Source organism: Methylomicrobium album BG8 (assembly GCF_000214275.2).
In the GTDB taxonomy this organism is placed as follows: Bacteria; Pseudomonadota; Gammaproteobacteria; order Methylococcales; family Methylomonadaceae; genus Methylomicrobium; species Methylomicrobium agile.
The window spans coordinates 3,214,364-3,228,540 of the sequence record NZ_CM001475.1; the positions used below are offsets into that span (position 1 = coordinate 3,214,364).

The window sequence follows — 14,177 nt, forward strand, 5'->3', positions numbered from 1 at the left end:
GGCAACCGATAGCATCCGACTTTCCAATCGTTACCGGAGGTACCGATCATGCTTTTCTCCTCGAAAAAATTGACTATTCCAGCCCCTTCCGAGGCGCTGCCCGGCAATCCCGAACCGATGCGCGTGACCAATCGGCACTTCGTGAACGGCCATCCGATTCTGCCGCCGTTTCCGGATCGTCTCAAGCTGGCGTTATTCGGTCTCGGCTGTTTTTGGGGAGCCGAACGCCGTTTCTGGACCCTTCCGCCTATTTTCAGCACGGCAGTCGGCTATAGCGGCGGTTATACGGTAAACCCGACCTACGAGCAGGTCTGCACCGGCATGACCGGACACAGTGAGGTGGTTCGTGTGGTTTACGATCCGGAATTGACGCCTTACCGCGAACTATTAAAGGTGTTCTGGGAATCACACAATCCGACACAAGGAATGCGCCAGGGCAATGATCTCGGCACGCAGTACCGGTCGGGGATCTATACCTACGATCAGGCACAATTTGAAGAAGCCGTTGCATCCCGAGAGGCTTTTCAGAAACGATTGACCGGATCGGGATTCGGAAAAATCACCACCGAGATTCTGCCGGCCGGTGAATTTTACTATGCGGAGGATTACCACCAGCAGTATCTTGCCAAAAATCCGGGCGGCTATTGCGGACTCGGCGGCTTGGGGGTGTGTTACGAAAGCGGATGAGCGGGCAAAAAAAAGGCGGTTTGGAAACCGCCTCAAAACTATTTAGGAAGATTTTAACGCAACTTTCAGCTCAAGGGCTCTGAGGAGCCTGAAAAGTTAGATTGATGATAGCAACAGCTTGGGCAAATAAAAATGTGGCAAATTGTCGCAGGGCAACAAAGAGTGCAAAAAAGAGACAATCTGTTGCATTTCCTGTTCGCTTTTGCGGATAGGACCCGCAGCGGGGTAAAAAAAAGGCGGTATTTCAACCGCCTCAAGACTATTAGGAAGATTTCAACGCAACTTTCAGCTCAAGAACTCGGAAGAGCCTCAAAAGTTAGGTTAATCATAGCAATAGAAAAAACAATTTAAAATGTGGCAAATTGTCACACCATCACAACGATTACCAAAAAAGCGACAAAAACAGACCCTGCCTCCTTTCTGTCTTACCATAAGGCTGCATAAAATGCAAAAAGATTCAACAGGGTCTTTCATTGAAAAGATTCGGTAAAAATTTGGAACCTTTTTGCTCAAAATGAGCTTCGGAATCGGGTTCGATCATCATAGCAACAGAATGAAAAAGCGCCTCGTGCGACATATTGCCGCAGTGCGTGATGCCCGGTAAATTAGCGACAATAACTCCGCAAGCCGGATAGTTCTTTTTTTCGATTATTAAAAATGCTTACTCACGTTACGCCCAAATCGGAATTCAACGCCAGACAAAACCTGAAATGGCTGTTCATTCTCAGAAACATGCTGATCGTCGCCGCATCGCTGCTGCTGATCATCTCGGTCTACGGCTTGAACATCAAGCTGCCCGAGGGACAACTCTGGATGGTAATCGTGTCGATCATCTCGGTCAACGTATACACCTCGATGCGCCTGCAGACCGACGATCCGGTGTCGGAACTCGAAATCTTCTCGCAGTTGGCGATCGACGTGCTCGCGATCGCGGCATTCATGTACCTGACCGGGGGCGCCTCGAATCCGATCATCTGGGTGTTCCTGTTGCCGTTGATCGTGACCGCGATCATGCTGCCCCAGTCCTATGCCTGGTACATGGTCGCGCTAACCACCACGATGTACACGATTCTGATCGCACACAATATTCCCCTGCCCTCGATCGAACCGCACATGCCGGACCCCGCGCGGCTGCAACCGGACGACATGGCGCATTATTCGATGCTGCTGAACGCGTACGCGGCCAGCGACAGGTATTATTACGACCTGCACATGTTCGGGATGTGGTTCGGATTCGTATTCAGCGCGGGACTGGTCGCGTTTTTCGTAGTCGAGCTCGCGAAAACCTTGAAGACTCAAGAACGCAGTCTGGCGATCGCGCGCGAAAACGCGCTGCGGGACGAACGCGTGATCGCCCTCGGCACGCTGGCGGCCAGCGCGGCGCACGATATGGGCACCCCATTGGGCACGATCGCGATCGTCGCGCATGAACTTAGGCAGGAATATCCTCTGCACCGTTTTCCCGATCTGCATGAAAAGATCGATATCGTGCAGCAGCAGGTGGACCGCTGTAAAAAGGCACTGTCGGTGATGTCCGCATCGGCCGGCGAGATCCGCGCCGAATCGGGCAGCGTGATGCGGGTCACCGCCTACCTCGATAGCGTGATCAATCTTTGGCGTACCCAGAAGTCGACCGCGAAACTGAATCTTTTCATCGATCCGGACAATGTGGACGAAGCCGAGATCATCGCGGAACGAACGCTCACCCATGCCCTGATCAACATCCTGAACAACGCAGCCGAAGCTTCCGGAGACAATCGCAAAGGCATCGAATTCCATGCGGCCTGGGACCTCGGACTGATGCATATCAAGATTCGCGATTATGGCCCCGGCTTCCCGCCGGAAATGGTCGGGACCGCAGGCAGACAACCGCTGATCAGTAAAAAGCACGGATTGGGAGTCGGGCTGTTCCTGACCTATTCGGCCATCCACCGGCTCGGCGGCACCATCCATCTTTATAACACGCAGCCACACGGCGCCTGCGTCGACATCGCGCTGCCGCTCCTGCATGCCGAACCCAACGAAGAGAAGGCTACCGACAATGGATAAACCGAGATTATTGCTGGTTGACGACGATGAAACCTACTGCCGGGTTTTGAAGTCCGCGCTCGAAAAAAGGAACTATGAAGTGCTGGTCGCCAACGACGTGCAGAGCGGCATGGCGCTCGCGGAACAAAACCTGCCCGAATACGCGGTGATCGATTTACGGATCGGCCATGAATCCGGCCTGGAACTGGTCAAAAAACTGATTTCGCTCGATGCCAATACCGCCTGCGTGATGCTGACCGGTTTTGCGAGCATCGCCACCGCGGTCGAAGCAATCAAACTCGGCGCGGTCCATTATCTGACCAAACCCGCCAACGCCGACGAAATTCTGGCCGCCCTGCACAAGAACGAAGGCGACACAACCGTTTCGATCAGCGAAAACCCTTTGTCGGTCAAGCGCCTGGAATGGGAACATCTGCAAAAAATTCTGATGCAGCATGAGGGCAATATCTCCGCTGCGGCCAGAGCCTTGAACATGCATCGGCGTACGTTGCAACGCAAGCTGGAAAAGCGGCCGGTCAGGGAGTGAGCGCACATCGGCAAAAATTTATTTCCGCCTGACTGGAATTTTTAAATGAGAATTGTTATCATTAATTATCGTTTCCAGACAGGAGATCGTTTCATGTACGTATGTGTCTGCAAGGCAGTCACCGATACGCAAATCCAGAAAGCCATCGATAGCGGCCTGTGTACGCGCCGGCAGCTTTTCGACTGCCTCGGCGTCGGCGGCGAGTGCGGAAAATGCAGTAAACAGGTCAAGGAATTGCTTGACGCAAACAAGCAAAATCAATTTATAATGCACCCGGTATCGAATCAACCTGTTTATAATGCCTGTTGAAGGCCGGGAGCATCTATGAAGGGCGATAAAAAGGTCATTGAATTGCTGAATAAAGCATTGACGAACGAGCTGACTGCGATCAATCAATACTTTTTGCACGCCCGGATGTTCAAAAACTGGGGCTTCCATAAGCTGAACGAAAAAGAATACCGCGAATCGATCGACGAGATGAAGCATGCCGATGCGCTGATCGAGCGGATTCTGTTTCTGGAAGGCCTGCCCAATCTGCAGAACCTGGACAAACTGCTGATCGGCGAAAACCCGAAAGAAATGCTCGAATGCGATCTAAAGCTCGAACAGGCTGCGATTCCGCTCCTGAGAGAAGCGATCGCCTATTGCGAATCGACTCAGGATTATGTTTCGCGCGACCTTTTCGAAGATATTCTCGAAAGCGAGGAAGAACATCTCGACTGGCTCGAAACCCAACTTGAGCTGATCGGGAAAATCGGCATTCAGAATTATCTGCAATCTCAAATCTGATTTTCCAGCCTTCTCTCCGCCCCTTTCTTTCTGCGGATCAACCGCTTATTCCCCGCTTCGAAAATGACAGCCTAGCCCGAACGGTCGCTGCCGGGCTATAATGATTCGTTTTTGTCCCGGATTTACGATCCGGCTTACAGCGAGGAAAAAATGTCTCAAATCGTGGTTTGCGCCCTGTACAAATTCGTGGCGCTGGAAAACTATCGCCAGCTCAGGCAGCCTTTGCTCCGGATCATGGAAGAGCATGGCGTCAGGGGAACCCTGCTTCTGGCTTCGGAAGGGATCAACGGCACGATCGCCGGATCGCGCGAAGGGATCGACAAGGTGCTGGCCTGGCTCCGCACCGATCCCAGACTCGCGAATATCGAGTACAAAGAATCCCATGCCGATCGCCCACCTTTCAATCGGACCAAAATCAAACTGAAAAAAGAAATCGTCACGATGGGAGTCGAAGGCATCGATCCCCGGCGCGTTGTCGGCACTTACGTGAAACCCGCCGATTGGAACCGGCTGATCTCTGATCCGGAAGTGATCCTGATCGACACCCGCAACGACTACGAATACCGGGTCGGCACGTTCAAAAACGCGGTCAACCCGAAAACCGAAAGCTTCCGCGAGTTTCCGCAATTCGTCAAGGACCATCTCGACCCCGCTAGGCATAAAAAAGTCGCGATGTTCTGCACCGGCGGGATCCGCTGCGAAAAATCGACCGCTTATTTGAAAGAGCAAGGCTTCGAAGAAGTCTACCATCTGCAGGGCGGCATCCTGAAATATCTGGAAGCAGTGCCAGCCGAAAACACACTCTGGCAGGGCGAATGTTTCGTTTTCGACGAGCGGATTACGGTCGATCATGCCTTGCAGAAAGGGCAATACGATCAATGCCACGGCTGCCGATTGCCGATCACTGAATCGGACAAGGCCGATCCCCGCTATCGGGCTGGCGTTAGCTGCCCGCATTGCTACGATAAACTGACCGAGGAGCAGAAAAAACGCTTCAGCGAACGCGAAAAACAGATCCGGCTCGCCAAGCAACGCGGCGAAGCCCATATCGGCTCTGACGCCGCCAAAAGCTTGGCCGCAAAGCGAACAGCAAAACAACAGCGCCGCCAGCGGCAAGGCGGCCCGAAACCCATCGAGGTTCACGATGACCGATAATTTTGCGATGATCGGCAAAAAAGCGCCGTTATTGGCCGTTTCGGAGTGGATACAGGGTGAGCCCGTCAATTTCGACCAACTCCGGGACCGCGTGGTGCTGGTCGAAGTATTCCAGGTCAATTGCCCCGGCTGTTTTTTGTACGCCTTGCCGGAAGCGGTCGAACTGCACCGGAAATACGCCGGTAACGGCTTGACCGTGCTCGGCATCGCGACCGCGTTCGAGGATTTCGATAAAAATACGCTGGAAAACCTGCGCGCATTAGCCGAGCGCAACGAGGTCATCGGCGAAACGTTTAAAGCATTGAGCCGGCATGGCGCGCTTGACCAAGGCCGCTTGCCCTACCGCATTCCCTTCCCGCTGGCGATGGACCGGCTGACCGAACGTCAGGGCGAAATTTCCGAAACCGAGATTCTGGATTTCATTCACGGCCGGCTGCCCGATTTCGACCGCCAGCCGGATCACTACCGGCAGCAGGTTGTCGACCAGGTACGAAGCTATCTGGAACCGCAGCACTACCGCGCGGAGACTTTCGAACGTTTTCGATTGAAAGGCACTCCGTCGCAGATACTGGTCGACAGGCAAGGCATACTGCGCGCCTGCGAATTCGGGGCCTTCCCCGATTTGGAAAACCGCCTGCTCGAACTGCTGCGGGAATAAATTGTCGGACCGGCACAGCTCGTTCCATTACCGCCGTATGACAGGACGAATCCCCTCCATCCGGTAAAAAATTGCCTTTCTATTTAATGGGTAGATTGATGGGCAGACGCACCCAGAACAGTGCGCCTTCCAGGCACTCTCCAAGCTCGATCTCCGCCCCGTAAGTTTTCAACAGGGAAGCCACGATCTTCAGGCCCAAACCGGTGCCGCCGGCATTTCGGCGTGTCGTGAAAAAAGGCGTGAAAATCTTGCCGCGGTTCTCCCGTGAAATGCCCGTGTCGTTGTCCTGCAAGCCGATTCGCAACGCCTCCGCCCGCCGTTCCGAACGAATCCGAAGCTGCATAGCGCCGTGCTGCAGGCTGTTTTCGAACAGATTCACGAACACCGCCTCGAGCACTTCCGGCGCAACGGCCAGGGATTGCGCCGGAGCCGTATCCAGCTCGATTTGCAGGCCGCGTTCGGCATAGAGCGGTGCTTGAGCGGCTCGATTACTTCCAGCAAACCGCACGCCTGCCGGCTCGACCGCATCGCATCCGCATGGGCAAGTTCGAGCAGGCGATTCACCAGTTGCCTGAGCCGATGCGTATCGGCCAGAAGATTCGCGATAAAGCGCTGCCTGCGCTCTTCGGGCATCGTGTCGGCATGGTCCTGCAGCAGTTCCAGCGCGCCCTGAATCGAAGTCAGGTGTGTTTTGAACTCGTGCGAGACATAGGTCGCGAAGCGGCGGATATAGTCGGTCCTTTCCGAAAGTGCGCGGGACATGCCCGCAAAACTCTCGGAGAGCCTGGCGATTTCGATCGTGGCCGGATTCTGCAAGGGATCGATGACTTTTTGTTCTCCGCTTTTGACTTTTTCGGTCTGCAGAATCAACTCCCGAATCGGCCGCGCGATCGCCGAGGAAGCCAGCGTTACGTCATGACCACGATCGCCAGCAGACCGGTACCCGCCTGCCGATTGCCGTCGAGAATTTTTTCCCGGGTATGAGAGATCAGCGTATAAGGCAGCGCCAGCACAGGCCCCGCCAGCGCCTGCGCGCCGGGCCAGCTTTGCCCGATGCTGTCGTAGGCCTTTTGCCGACAGCCCTGCCGCTCGTAGACGATGCCGCCGATATAGGCGCGCGGAATCAGCAACAATATAATCAAGCCGAAAATAGCGCCCAGTTTCAGATAAAAATGGTTTTTCATAGCCTATCGCTCCCGTAGTTGATCGTACCGAAAACTTTATCGGGATGCATTGCAAATTGCGTGAAAGGAATTCGCATTTTCGGCAACTTTTTGTGCAGGTTTTGTGCAGAACCGTAAAAACGGGCAAGTTCGAAGCGAATCGGCGCCGCTTTCGTATATAATGGCAGGTTTATCTACCGACTTATTTTTGCCCACTTTATCCGATGTCCAAAAAGAAAAGTCCTACGCTGTTCGAAGATTCTCTCGCCGAGCTCGAAGCGTTGGTCAACCAGCTCGAACAGGGCGATATTTCGCTGGAAGAGTCGCTGAAGTCGTTTGAACGCGGCGTTTTTCTAACCCGCACCTGTCAGCAGGCTCTGCAGGAAGCCGAACGGAAGGTTCAGATTTTATTGGAAAAGAACGGCACGCAAACCCTGGAGCCTTTTACTGATGAGTAATGCGTTAAAAGAATACCTTAGCTTATGCCAAAACCGCGTCGAACGGGCGCTCGAAGCACGCCTGCCGGGCGAAAACATCCTGCCGCAGAAGCTGCACCAGGCAATGCGTTATTGCGTATTGGACGGCGGCAAACGGATGCGCCCGCTGCTGGCCTATTGTACCGGCAAAACGCTGGGAATCGCCCCTGAAGTGCTCGACGGCCCGGCTTGCGCAGTCGAATTCATCCATGTATATTCGCTGATCCACGACGACTTGCCGGCGATGGACGACGACGACTTGCGGCGCGGCAAACCGACCTGTCATGTCGCTTTCGACGAAGCGACCGCGATTCTGACCGGCGACGCGCTGCAGGCGCTCGCGTTTGAAGTTCTGGCGCACGACCCGGCGATCCAGGCCAGCCCCGAAAACCGGATCAAAATGATCACCACATTGGCTCGGGCCAGCGGCTCGCTGGGAATGGTCGGCGGCCAGGCGATCGATCTCGCCTCGGTCGGCACCCGGCTGAATCTGCCCGAACTCGAAAACATGCACATCCACAAGACCGGCGCGCTGATCCGGGCGAGCGTGAATCTGGCAACGCTGGCCAAACCCGATATCGATCCTTCCGTCGCCGCCAAGCTCGATCAGTACGCTAAATGCATCGGCCTCTCGTTCCAGGTCAAGGACGACATCCTCGACGAAGAGAGCGATACCGCCACGCTCGGCAAGACCCAGGGCAAGGACAAGGACAACGGCAAACCGACCTATCCGGCCTTGCTGGGACTGGCCGGCGCCAAACAAAAAGCCCGGGAACTGCACGAAAAAGCGCTCGACAATCTGAGCATTTTCGGCAGCGAAGCCGATTTACTCCGCGATTTATCCCTTTATATCATTGAGCGGAATCACTGATTCCCAACTTGATCGCTAAGAAATTAAATCGGATAATCGCAAGGCCATCTTCGTGTTCCTTCCGGGAACACGCGGATCAGCGCGCTGCCATAAGGCCCGCGCTTTGACCCCGCAAGGAATCGAGTTAAAGATGAATTATTCAGGCCACTACCCCATTTTAGACACCATTGATCTTCCCGCCGATCTGCGTAAACTGAAAAAAAGTCAGCTCAAGCCGCTCGCCAAGGAACTGCGCGACTACCTGACCCACACGGTCAGCGTCTCCGGCGGCCACTTCGCGGCCGGGCTCGGCACGGTCGAGCTGACCGTGGCGCTGCACTACGTGTTCAACACCCCCGAGGACCAACTGGTCTGGGACGTCGGCCACCAGGCCTACCCGCACAAGATCCTGACCGGCCGCAAAGGCCGCATGACCACGATCCGCACCTTCGGCGGCATCGCCGCGTTCCCGTCCCGCAGCGAGAGCGAGTACGACGCCTTCGGGGTCGGCCATTCCAGCACCTCGATCAGCGCCGCCCTGGGCATGGCGATCGCGGCCGCCCTGAAAGGCGAGCACAAGCAGATGGTGGCGATCATCGGCGACGGCAGCATCACCGGCGGGATGGCCTACGAGGCGATGAACCATGCCGGGGCCCTGGATGCGAATGTGTTGGTGATTCTGAACGACAACGAGATGTCGATCTCGCCGAACGTCGGCGCGATGAGCAATTACCTGAGCAAAATGCTGTCGAGCCGCCTGTATGCCTCCGTTCGTGAGGAAAGCAAGAAGGTGCTCAGCAATATTCCCAGCGCCTGGGAGTTGGCACGGAGAACCGAAGAACATCTCAAAGGCATGGTGGTGCCGGGGACGCTGTTCGAGGAACTCGGCTTCAACTACATCGGCCCGATCGACGGCCATGACCTGGACGTGCTGGTCCCGACCCTGGAAAACCTGAAGGCGATGCCCGGCCCCCGCCTCTTGCACATCGTCACCAAGAAGGGCAAGGGCTATGCCCCGGCCGAGAAGGATCCGCTGGCCTACCACGGCGTGCCCGCCTTCGATCCCCGCCAGGACTCGTTGCCGAAGTCGGCCCCCTCCCCGCACCCCACCTACACCGAAGTGTTCGGCCGCTGGCTCTGCGACATGGCCGAACAGGACGAGCGCCTCTTGGGCATCACCCCGGCCATGCGCGAGGGCTCGGGCCTGGTCAAGTTCTCCGAACGCTTCCCGGACCGTTATTTCGATGTCGCCATCGCCGAGCAGCATGCGGTGACCCTGGCCGCGGGCCAGGCCTGCCAGGGCGCCAAGCCGGTGGTGGCGATCTATTCGACCTTCCTGCAGCGGGCCTACGACCAACTGATTCATGATGTCGCGATCCAGAACCTGGATGTGCTGTTTGCGCTGGACCGGGCCGGGCTGGTCGGCCCCGACGGCCCGACCCATGCCGGCAGCTTCGATTTCAGTTACCTGAGCTGCGTGCCGAACCTGGTGGTGATGGCCCCGGCCGACGAGAACGAGTGCCGGCAGATGCTCTATACCGGCTTTCGCCATGACGGCCCGGCGGCGGTCCGCTACCCGCGCGGCAAAGGGCCGGGAGTGGCGGTCGAGCAGACGATGACCGCCCTGCCGATCGGCCAGGGCGAGATCCGCCGCCAGGGCAGCAAGATCGCGATCCTGGCCTGGGGCAGTCTGGTCGCCCCGGCGCTGCAGGCGGCCGAACGCTTCGGCGCCACGGTCGCCAACATGCGCTTCGTGAAGCCGCTCGATGCCGCCTTGATCCGCGAGCTCGCCGACAGCCATGAAATCCTGGTCACGGTCGAGGAGAATGTGCTCGCGGGCGGGGCCGGCAGTGCGGTGAACCAGTGCCTGCAGGCCCAGCGCATCCTGATGCCGGTCTTGAACCTGGGCCTCCCCGATGCTTTCGTCGAGCAGGGTACCCGCGAAGAACTGCTTGCCCTCTGCGGCCTCGATGCCCAGGGCATCGCCGACCGCATCGAAGCGTTCTGCCCCGAATTGTTCCGAAAAGAACTTGACGTTGCGGTCTAAAAGCACTCCTAAGATGAAGGTTGCCGTCTCGGCAACCCGACTTTTTCTTTAACCTCTGCAGTTTCCCGACCCATGAACCGTTTGATTAACAAAATCCGAGATATTCCCGATTTTCCGAAACCCGGCATCCTGTTCAAGGATATCACGCCGCTGGTTAAAGACCCGGCAACCTTGAAACTGGCGGTCCACCAGCTGATGGAACCTTTTCTGGGCAGCCGGATCACCGCGATTGCAGGCATGGAGGCAAGAGGTTTTATTTTCGGCTCCCTGGTGGCCTGGGAAATGGGATTGCCCTTCATTCCACTCAGAAAACCCGGCAAACTGCCTTATGACGTACAAAGCGTCTCGTACGATCTGGAGTACGGATCGGCGGCGCTTGAAGCGCATATCGACGCATTCGAAGCGGACGACAAGGTGCTGTTGATCGACGATTTATTGGCGACCGGCGGGACCGCCAGAGCCAGTTGCGAACTGATCGAGAAGCTCGGCGCCGAAATCGTCGCGTGCGCTTTCGTGGTGGAGCTGGATTTTTTAAACGGCAGGGAAAAACTTGAAAACTATCGGGTCCATAGCCTGCTGCATTTCTGAATCGTTCCGTAGGGGACGATGCTCAATCCTCCATTGGATTAAGCAAAAGGTATACGATTACTTCGATTTAAGCGCTTTCCGCGATTTTTTCTTCGCTACTTCGGCTTTTGCCAATTGATACTCGAGGCGGGCCTGCTCGTATTTGCTTTTCGCATCGAGATAGGCGGCACCCTGTTCGCCGGCAGCCCGATTTACCGAGACGGAAGCCGCCGCGACGGGTGAAGAAACCGTTGCCGCAGCTGACGGCGCAGCGGCTCTGCTTTCCTCAGGTTTAAAAGGCTCTTGAGCCACCGCCGGTTCGGCATCTGCGGCATTCGCCTGCGGCTGTTCGCCATCGGCAGGTTTTGCCGCATCATCAAGCAAATCGTCTTCGAAATCCGCCAGATCGTTCTTTATTTCGGATTTGCCGTCGGTCGCCAGATTCTGCCGCCATTGCAGGAACGACTCACGGGTGAACACGTAAGGATCGAGCGCGGCTTCATCGATGAATTTCAATGCGCCTTCCGCATTCGCTCGTGCGTTCAGCATCTGTACCAGTTGTACAGGCATGCCGACATAAGTAGCCGGGTTCGCGGCGGTATCGAATACCGAGCCCGGAATACCGCGCGCGGTCGACGGTCCGAGAAAAGGGATCACCAGATAGGAACCTTGAGGCACGCCCCAAACAGCCAGAGTTTGCTCGAAATCCTCATCGTTTTGCTCGAGCCCCGCATATTGGGCAACATCAAGCAGACCGCCGACGCCGGCGGTCGTATTGATCAGGAATCGCCCCGTATCTTCCGCGCTTTGTTGAAACTTGGCCTGCATCAGGTCATTCAACACCACATTGATGTTTTTCAGGTTGGTGAAAAAATTCGACACTCCGGTCTGCATGAATTGTGGAGTCGCCCATTTGTAAGCATTTGCAATCGGTCCGGCCACATAATTATCCACCTTGTCGTTAAAGGCGAAAACCTTGCGGTTGAGATTCTCGTAAGGGTCGACAGGATTGGAAGGCGTAGCACTGGCTGTGGGCGGAGTCTTTTCGCCGGTCGAAGCGCAGCCGGTCAACGCCAGCGCGACACCCAAAACACACAATGCGGAAAAAACAGGTAAAAGTCTGCGGGAGTAAAAGCCGCCAATTACTTTATCGATGACCATGGAATTACAATTTTGAATAATTATCTATCTTTTCGTTGATTTTCGCGATTAAAGCGTCGAAACCTTCACGCTGCAAGATCGTAGTGTATTCCGATCTTCTCAATGCCAGATCACTAACGCCATCGGCAATGATATTGATGATGCGCCAGCTATCGCCTTTTTCTTTCAGCCAGTAGTCGAATTTATGCGACTTTTCGCCCGGCACCTTGAAGAGGTAATGCACAACAACGCCGCCGCGCGCCGTTTGCTCTTCGGATTCGAAAGCGAACGACTCGCCGCCATACTCCTTGAAATTATGCGCATAAGATGCGATGCTCAATCTGCTGAACACATCGACCAGCTTGTCCTGCTGCTCGGTGGTCAGCTTTTCCCATTCCTTGCCAACCACGACGCGGGCAATCTTGACCAGATCATGGCTTTCGGATACCGGTTCGGCCAGTTTATCATATCGCCCTGCATAGCCGAGCGTTTTGCCGTTTTTCATTACATCGATCAACTCGGCCTGAAACTTTTCCACGACCGCTCTGGCACTCATTCCACCTGCCGCTCCGGCAAATGCGCCAATCGGCGCCACCAGCAAGAGCACGAGCACAGCCATCCATTTTGATTGTTTCGCTGTCATCATTTTAAAATCCCGATTTAAACAAATTAAAACTGTAACAACGGCCAACGGGCGGGGCAAAACTGCACCGCCCGTTGGCCGTCGAACGATCGATTGAAGGAGCAAGCCTTTTATATTTAATTCGATGAAGCCTTTTACCCTCTTCGGCAGCCGAACTGTATCGGACAGGCTTGCCGCTATTCCACTCTGATCGGAATACCGGAAAAAGTCGCCTGCGGTTTGACTTCCGCATAGACCGGAGCCGGCTCCGGCACCATTTCCCCGCTGGTTTTAGGACCTTTGATTGCGGTCAAAATTCCCTTTAACGGATTCTGCAGCATATCTTCCACCGCGGTCGCCTCATAACCGCAATGGGCCATGCAATTGGCGCATTTCGGGTTATTTACCGTACCGTATTTCTCCCATGGCGTGGTTTCGATCAACTCCTTGAAACTGGAGGTGTAGCCTTCATCCGCCAACAGGTAGCAAGGCTTCTGCCAGCCGAACACGTTGCGGGTCGGATTGCCCCAAGGCGTGCAGTTATAGCGTTGGTTACCGGCCAGATAATCCAGGTACAATGCCGAATGATTCAATTTCCATTTGCGTTTCTTTTCTTTGCCGATCCGGAAAATACCCCGGAACAATTCCTTGACGTCCCTGCCCTTGATGAAAACATCCTGTCTCGGCGCGCGCTCGTAGCTGAAACCCGGCGCAATCGTAACGCCTTCGACACCTAACTCCGTCACATAATCGAGAAACTCGGCCACCTCGTGATCTTTCTCGCCCTGAAACAGCGTGCAGTTCACGGTAACCCGGAACCCCTTGCCGAGCGCCAGCTTGATCGCCTCGACCGCCCGGTCGAATACCCCTTCCTGGCATACCGACGCATCATGGCGCTCGCGCAGGCCATCCAAATGCACCGAGAAAGTCAAATAAGGGGACGGCTTGTAATCGTCGATCCGCTTCTTCAGCAGCAGCGCGTTCGTACACAGATACACATATTTCTTGCGCGCGATGATGCCTTCGACGATCCTCGGCATTTCCTTGTGAATCAAAGGCTCGCCACCCGGAATCGACACCATCGGCGCATTGCATTCGTCGACCGCCTGCATGCACTCTTCATAAGAGAGGCGCTTATCGAGAATTTCGTTGGAATAATCGATCTTGCCGCACCCCGCGCAAGCCAAATTACAGCGGAACAGCGGTTCCAGCATCAACACCAGGGGATATTTCTTCACGCCTTTGATTTTTTGCTTGAGCAGATAAGTGCCTACTGTTAACTGTTGACGTATTGGAACTCCCACGCGAAAACCCTCCAAAAGAAATTCAAAAAAATTGCGGACTCCGTTTTCGGACCCGCGATTCCTAAACCGATACGGACGTCGCCGCCTGTTGCATATCAACAACAATCCTGCCATTTTACTGCCAATACGGCCGTTTTCGAGTAA

At 55.3% G+C, this 14,177-nt stretch carries 17 protein-coding genes; 11 read left to right on the plus strand and 6 right to left on the minus strand.

Features of this window, described 5'->3' with window-relative positions:
* The first annotated feature begins 48 nt into the window (after positions 1-48).
* The 7 genes from msrA (at position 49) to METAL_RS13780 (ending at position 5,864) form a co-directional block, all read left to right on the plus strand.
* Complete coding sequence (gene msrA, locus METAL_RS13750) at positions 49-687, plus strand: peptide-methionine (S)-S-oxide reductase MsrA (RefSeq protein WP_005373185.1); 639 nt, start codon at positions 49-51, stop codon at positions 685-687.
* Between the two features lie 657 nt (positions 688-1,344).
* Entirely contained in the window at positions 1,345-2,736 is a 1,392-nt protein-coding gene (locus tag METAL_RS13755; protein WP_005373186.1) for an ATP-binding protein, read from the plus strand.
* Positions 2,729-3,262 carry a response regulator transcription factor gene (locus tag METAL_RS13760; protein WP_005373187.1) on the plus strand — a complete coding sequence of 178 codons (534 nt, stop codon included), beginning with the start codon at positions 2,729-2,731 and terminating at the stop codon, positions 3,260-3,262. The genes METAL_RS13755 and METAL_RS13760 overlap by 8 nt, the downstream gene beginning before the upstream one ends.
* 45 nt (positions 3,263-3,307) lie before the next feature.
* Complete coding sequence (locus tag METAL_RS13765) at positions 3,308-3,571, plus strand: (2Fe-2S)-binding protein (protein WP_245549377.1); 264 nt, start codon at positions 3,308-3,310, stop codon at positions 3,569-3,571.
* A gap of 15 nt (positions 3,572-3,586) precedes the next feature.
* Positions 3,587-4,051 carry a bacterioferritin gene (gene bfr / locus METAL_RS13770; protein WP_005373189.1) on the plus strand — a complete coding sequence of 155 codons (465 nt, stop codon included), beginning with the start codon at positions 3,587-3,589 and terminating at the stop codon, positions 4,049-4,051.
* Positions 4,052-4,201: 150 nt separating this feature from the next.
* Positions 4,202-5,206, plus strand: a complete 1,005-nt coding sequence (trhO, locus tag METAL_RS13775) for an oxygen-dependent tRNA uridine(34) hydroxylase TrhO (RefSeq protein WP_005373190.1) — start codon at positions 4,202-4,204, stop codon at positions 5,204-5,206.
* Positions 5,196-5,864, plus strand: coding sequence for a peroxiredoxin family protein (locus tag METAL_RS13780; protein WP_005373191.1), 669 nt, complete (start codon positions 5,196-5,198; stop codon positions 5,862-5,864). Before trhO ends, METAL_RS13780 begins: the two co-directional genes overlap by 11 nt.
* 79 nt (positions 5,865-5,943) lie before the next feature.
* Here METAL_RS13780 and METAL_RS20050 read toward each other — a convergent pair whose 3' ends face one another.
* The 3 genes from METAL_RS20050 to METAL_RS20060 are packed head-to-tail and all read right to left on the minus strand — an operon-like array spanning position 5,944 to position 7,048.
* Positions 5,944-6,243, minus strand: coding sequence for an ATP-binding protein (locus METAL_RS20050; protein WP_169740938.1), 300 nt, complete (start codon positions 6,241-6,243; stop codon positions 5,944-5,946).
* Positions 6,240-6,734, minus strand: a complete 495-nt coding sequence (locus tag METAL_RS20055; RefSeq protein WP_051040395.1) for a histidine kinase dimerization/phospho-acceptor domain-containing protein — start codon at positions 6,732-6,734, stop codon at positions 6,240-6,242. The genes METAL_RS20050 and METAL_RS20055 overlap by 4 nt, the downstream gene beginning before the upstream one ends.
* A gap of 38 nt (positions 6,735-6,772) precedes the next feature.
* Complete coding sequence (locus METAL_RS20060) at positions 6,773-7,048, minus strand: inner membrane CreD family protein (RefSeq protein WP_051040397.1); 276 nt, start codon at positions 7,046-7,048, stop codon at positions 6,773-6,775.
* A 203-nt stretch (positions 7,049-7,251) separates the two neighbouring features.
* Here METAL_RS20060 and METAL_RS13790 point away from each other — a divergent pair, with 203 nt between their 5' ends.
* The 4 genes from METAL_RS13790 (at position 7,252) to METAL_RS13805 (ending at position 10,988) form a co-directional block, all read left to right on the plus strand.
* Positions 7,252-7,485: an exodeoxyribonuclease VII small subunit gene (locus METAL_RS13790; RefSeq protein WP_005373192.1), complete on the plus strand. Its 234-nt coding sequence runs from the start codon at positions 7,252-7,254 to the stop codon at positions 7,483-7,485.
* Positions 7,478-8,374: a (2E,6E)-farnesyl diphosphate synthase gene (ispA, locus tag METAL_RS13795; protein ID WP_005373193.1), complete on the plus strand. Its 897-nt coding sequence runs from the start codon at positions 7,478-7,480 to the stop codon at positions 8,372-8,374. Before METAL_RS13790 ends, ispA begins: the two co-directional genes overlap by 8 nt.
* A gap of 130 nt (positions 8,375-8,504) precedes the next feature.
* Complete coding sequence (gene dxs, locus METAL_RS13800; protein ID WP_005373194.1) at positions 8,505-10,400, plus strand: 1-deoxy-D-xylulose-5-phosphate synthase; 1,896 nt, start codon at positions 8,505-8,507, stop codon at positions 10,398-10,400.
* A gap of 72 nt (positions 10,401-10,472) precedes the next feature.
* Entirely contained in the window at positions 10,473-10,988 is a 516-nt protein-coding gene (locus tag METAL_RS13805) for an adenine phosphoribosyltransferase (protein WP_005373195.1), read from the plus strand.
* 57 nt (positions 10,989-11,045) lie between these two features.
* Here the strand turns inward: METAL_RS13805 and METAL_RS13810 are convergent, their stop codons facing one another.
* The 3 genes from METAL_RS13810 to hpnH form a co-directional block, all read right to left on the minus strand.
* Entirely contained in the window at positions 11,046-12,128 is a 1,083-nt protein-coding gene (locus tag METAL_RS13810) for an MlaA family lipoprotein (RefSeq protein WP_005373197.1), read from the minus strand.
* 4 nt (positions 12,129-12,132) lie between these two features.
* Positions 12,133-12,750 carry an ABC transporter substrate-binding protein gene (locus tag METAL_RS13815; protein WP_005373199.1) on the minus strand — a complete coding sequence of 206 codons (618 nt, stop codon included), beginning with the start codon at positions 12,748-12,750 and terminating at the stop codon, positions 12,133-12,135.
* A gap of 176 nt (positions 12,751-12,926) precedes the next feature.
* Positions 12,927-14,033 (minus strand): adenosyl-hopene transferase HpnH, encoded by a 1,107-nt coding sequence (gene hpnH / locus METAL_RS13820; protein WP_005373201.1) that lies wholly within the window; start codon positions 14,031-14,033, stop codon positions 12,927-12,929.
* Between the last annotated feature and the right edge of the window lie 144 nt (positions 14,034-14,177).

Excerpts from the sequence above, each read along its gene's own strand:
- msrA (WP_005373185.1), top strand. The coding sequence starts at position 49 with ATGCTTTTCTCCTCGAAAAAATTGACTATTCCAGCCCCTTCCGAGGCG.
- METAL_RS13755 (WP_005373186.1), top strand. The coding sequence starts at position 1,345 with ATGCTTACTCACGTTACGCCCAAATCGGAATTCAACGCCAGACAAAAC.
- METAL_RS13760 (WP_005373187.1), top strand. The coding sequence starts at position 2,729 with ATGGATAAACCGAGATTATTGCTGGTTGACGACGATGAAACCTACTGC.
- METAL_RS13765 (WP_245549377.1), top strand. The coding sequence starts at position 3,308 with ATGAGAATTGTTATCATTAATTATCGTTTCCAGACAGGAGATCGTTTC.
- bfr (WP_005373189.1), top strand. The coding sequence starts at position 3,587 with ATGAAGGGCGATAAAAAGGTCATTGAATTGCTGAATAAAGCATTGACG.
- trhO (WP_005373190.1), top strand. The coding sequence starts at position 4,202 with ATGTCTCAAATCGTGGTTTGCGCCCTGTACAAATTCGTGGCGCTGGAA.
- METAL_RS13780 (WP_005373191.1), top strand. The coding sequence starts at position 5,196 with ATGACCGATAATTTTGCGATGATCGGCAAAAAAGCGCCGTTATTGGCC.
- METAL_RS20060 (WP_051040397.1), bottom strand. The coding sequence starts at position 7,048 with ATGAAAAACCATTTTTATCTGAAACTGGGCGCTATTTTCGGCTTGATT.
- METAL_RS13790 (WP_005373192.1), top strand. The coding sequence starts at position 7,252 with ATGTCCAAAAAGAAAAGTCCTACGCTGTTCGAAGATTCTCTCGCCGAG.
- ispA (WP_005373193.1), top strand. The coding sequence starts at position 7,478 with ATGAGTAATGCGTTAAAAGAATACCTTAGCTTATGCCAAAACCGCGTC.
- dxs (WP_005373194.1), top strand. The coding sequence starts at position 8,505 with ATGAATTATTCAGGCCACTACCCCATTTTAGACACCATTGATCTTCCC.
- METAL_RS13805 (WP_005373195.1), top strand. The coding sequence starts at position 10,473 with ATGAACCGTTTGATTAACAAAATCCGAGATATTCCCGATTTTCCGAAA.
- METAL_RS13810 (WP_005373197.1), bottom strand. The coding sequence starts at position 12,128 with ATGGTCATCGATAAAGTAATTGGCGGCTTTTACTCCCGCAGACTTTTA.
- METAL_RS13815 (WP_005373199.1), bottom strand. The coding sequence starts at position 12,750 with ATGACAGCGAAACAATCAAAATGGATGGCTGTGCTCGTGCTCTTGCTG.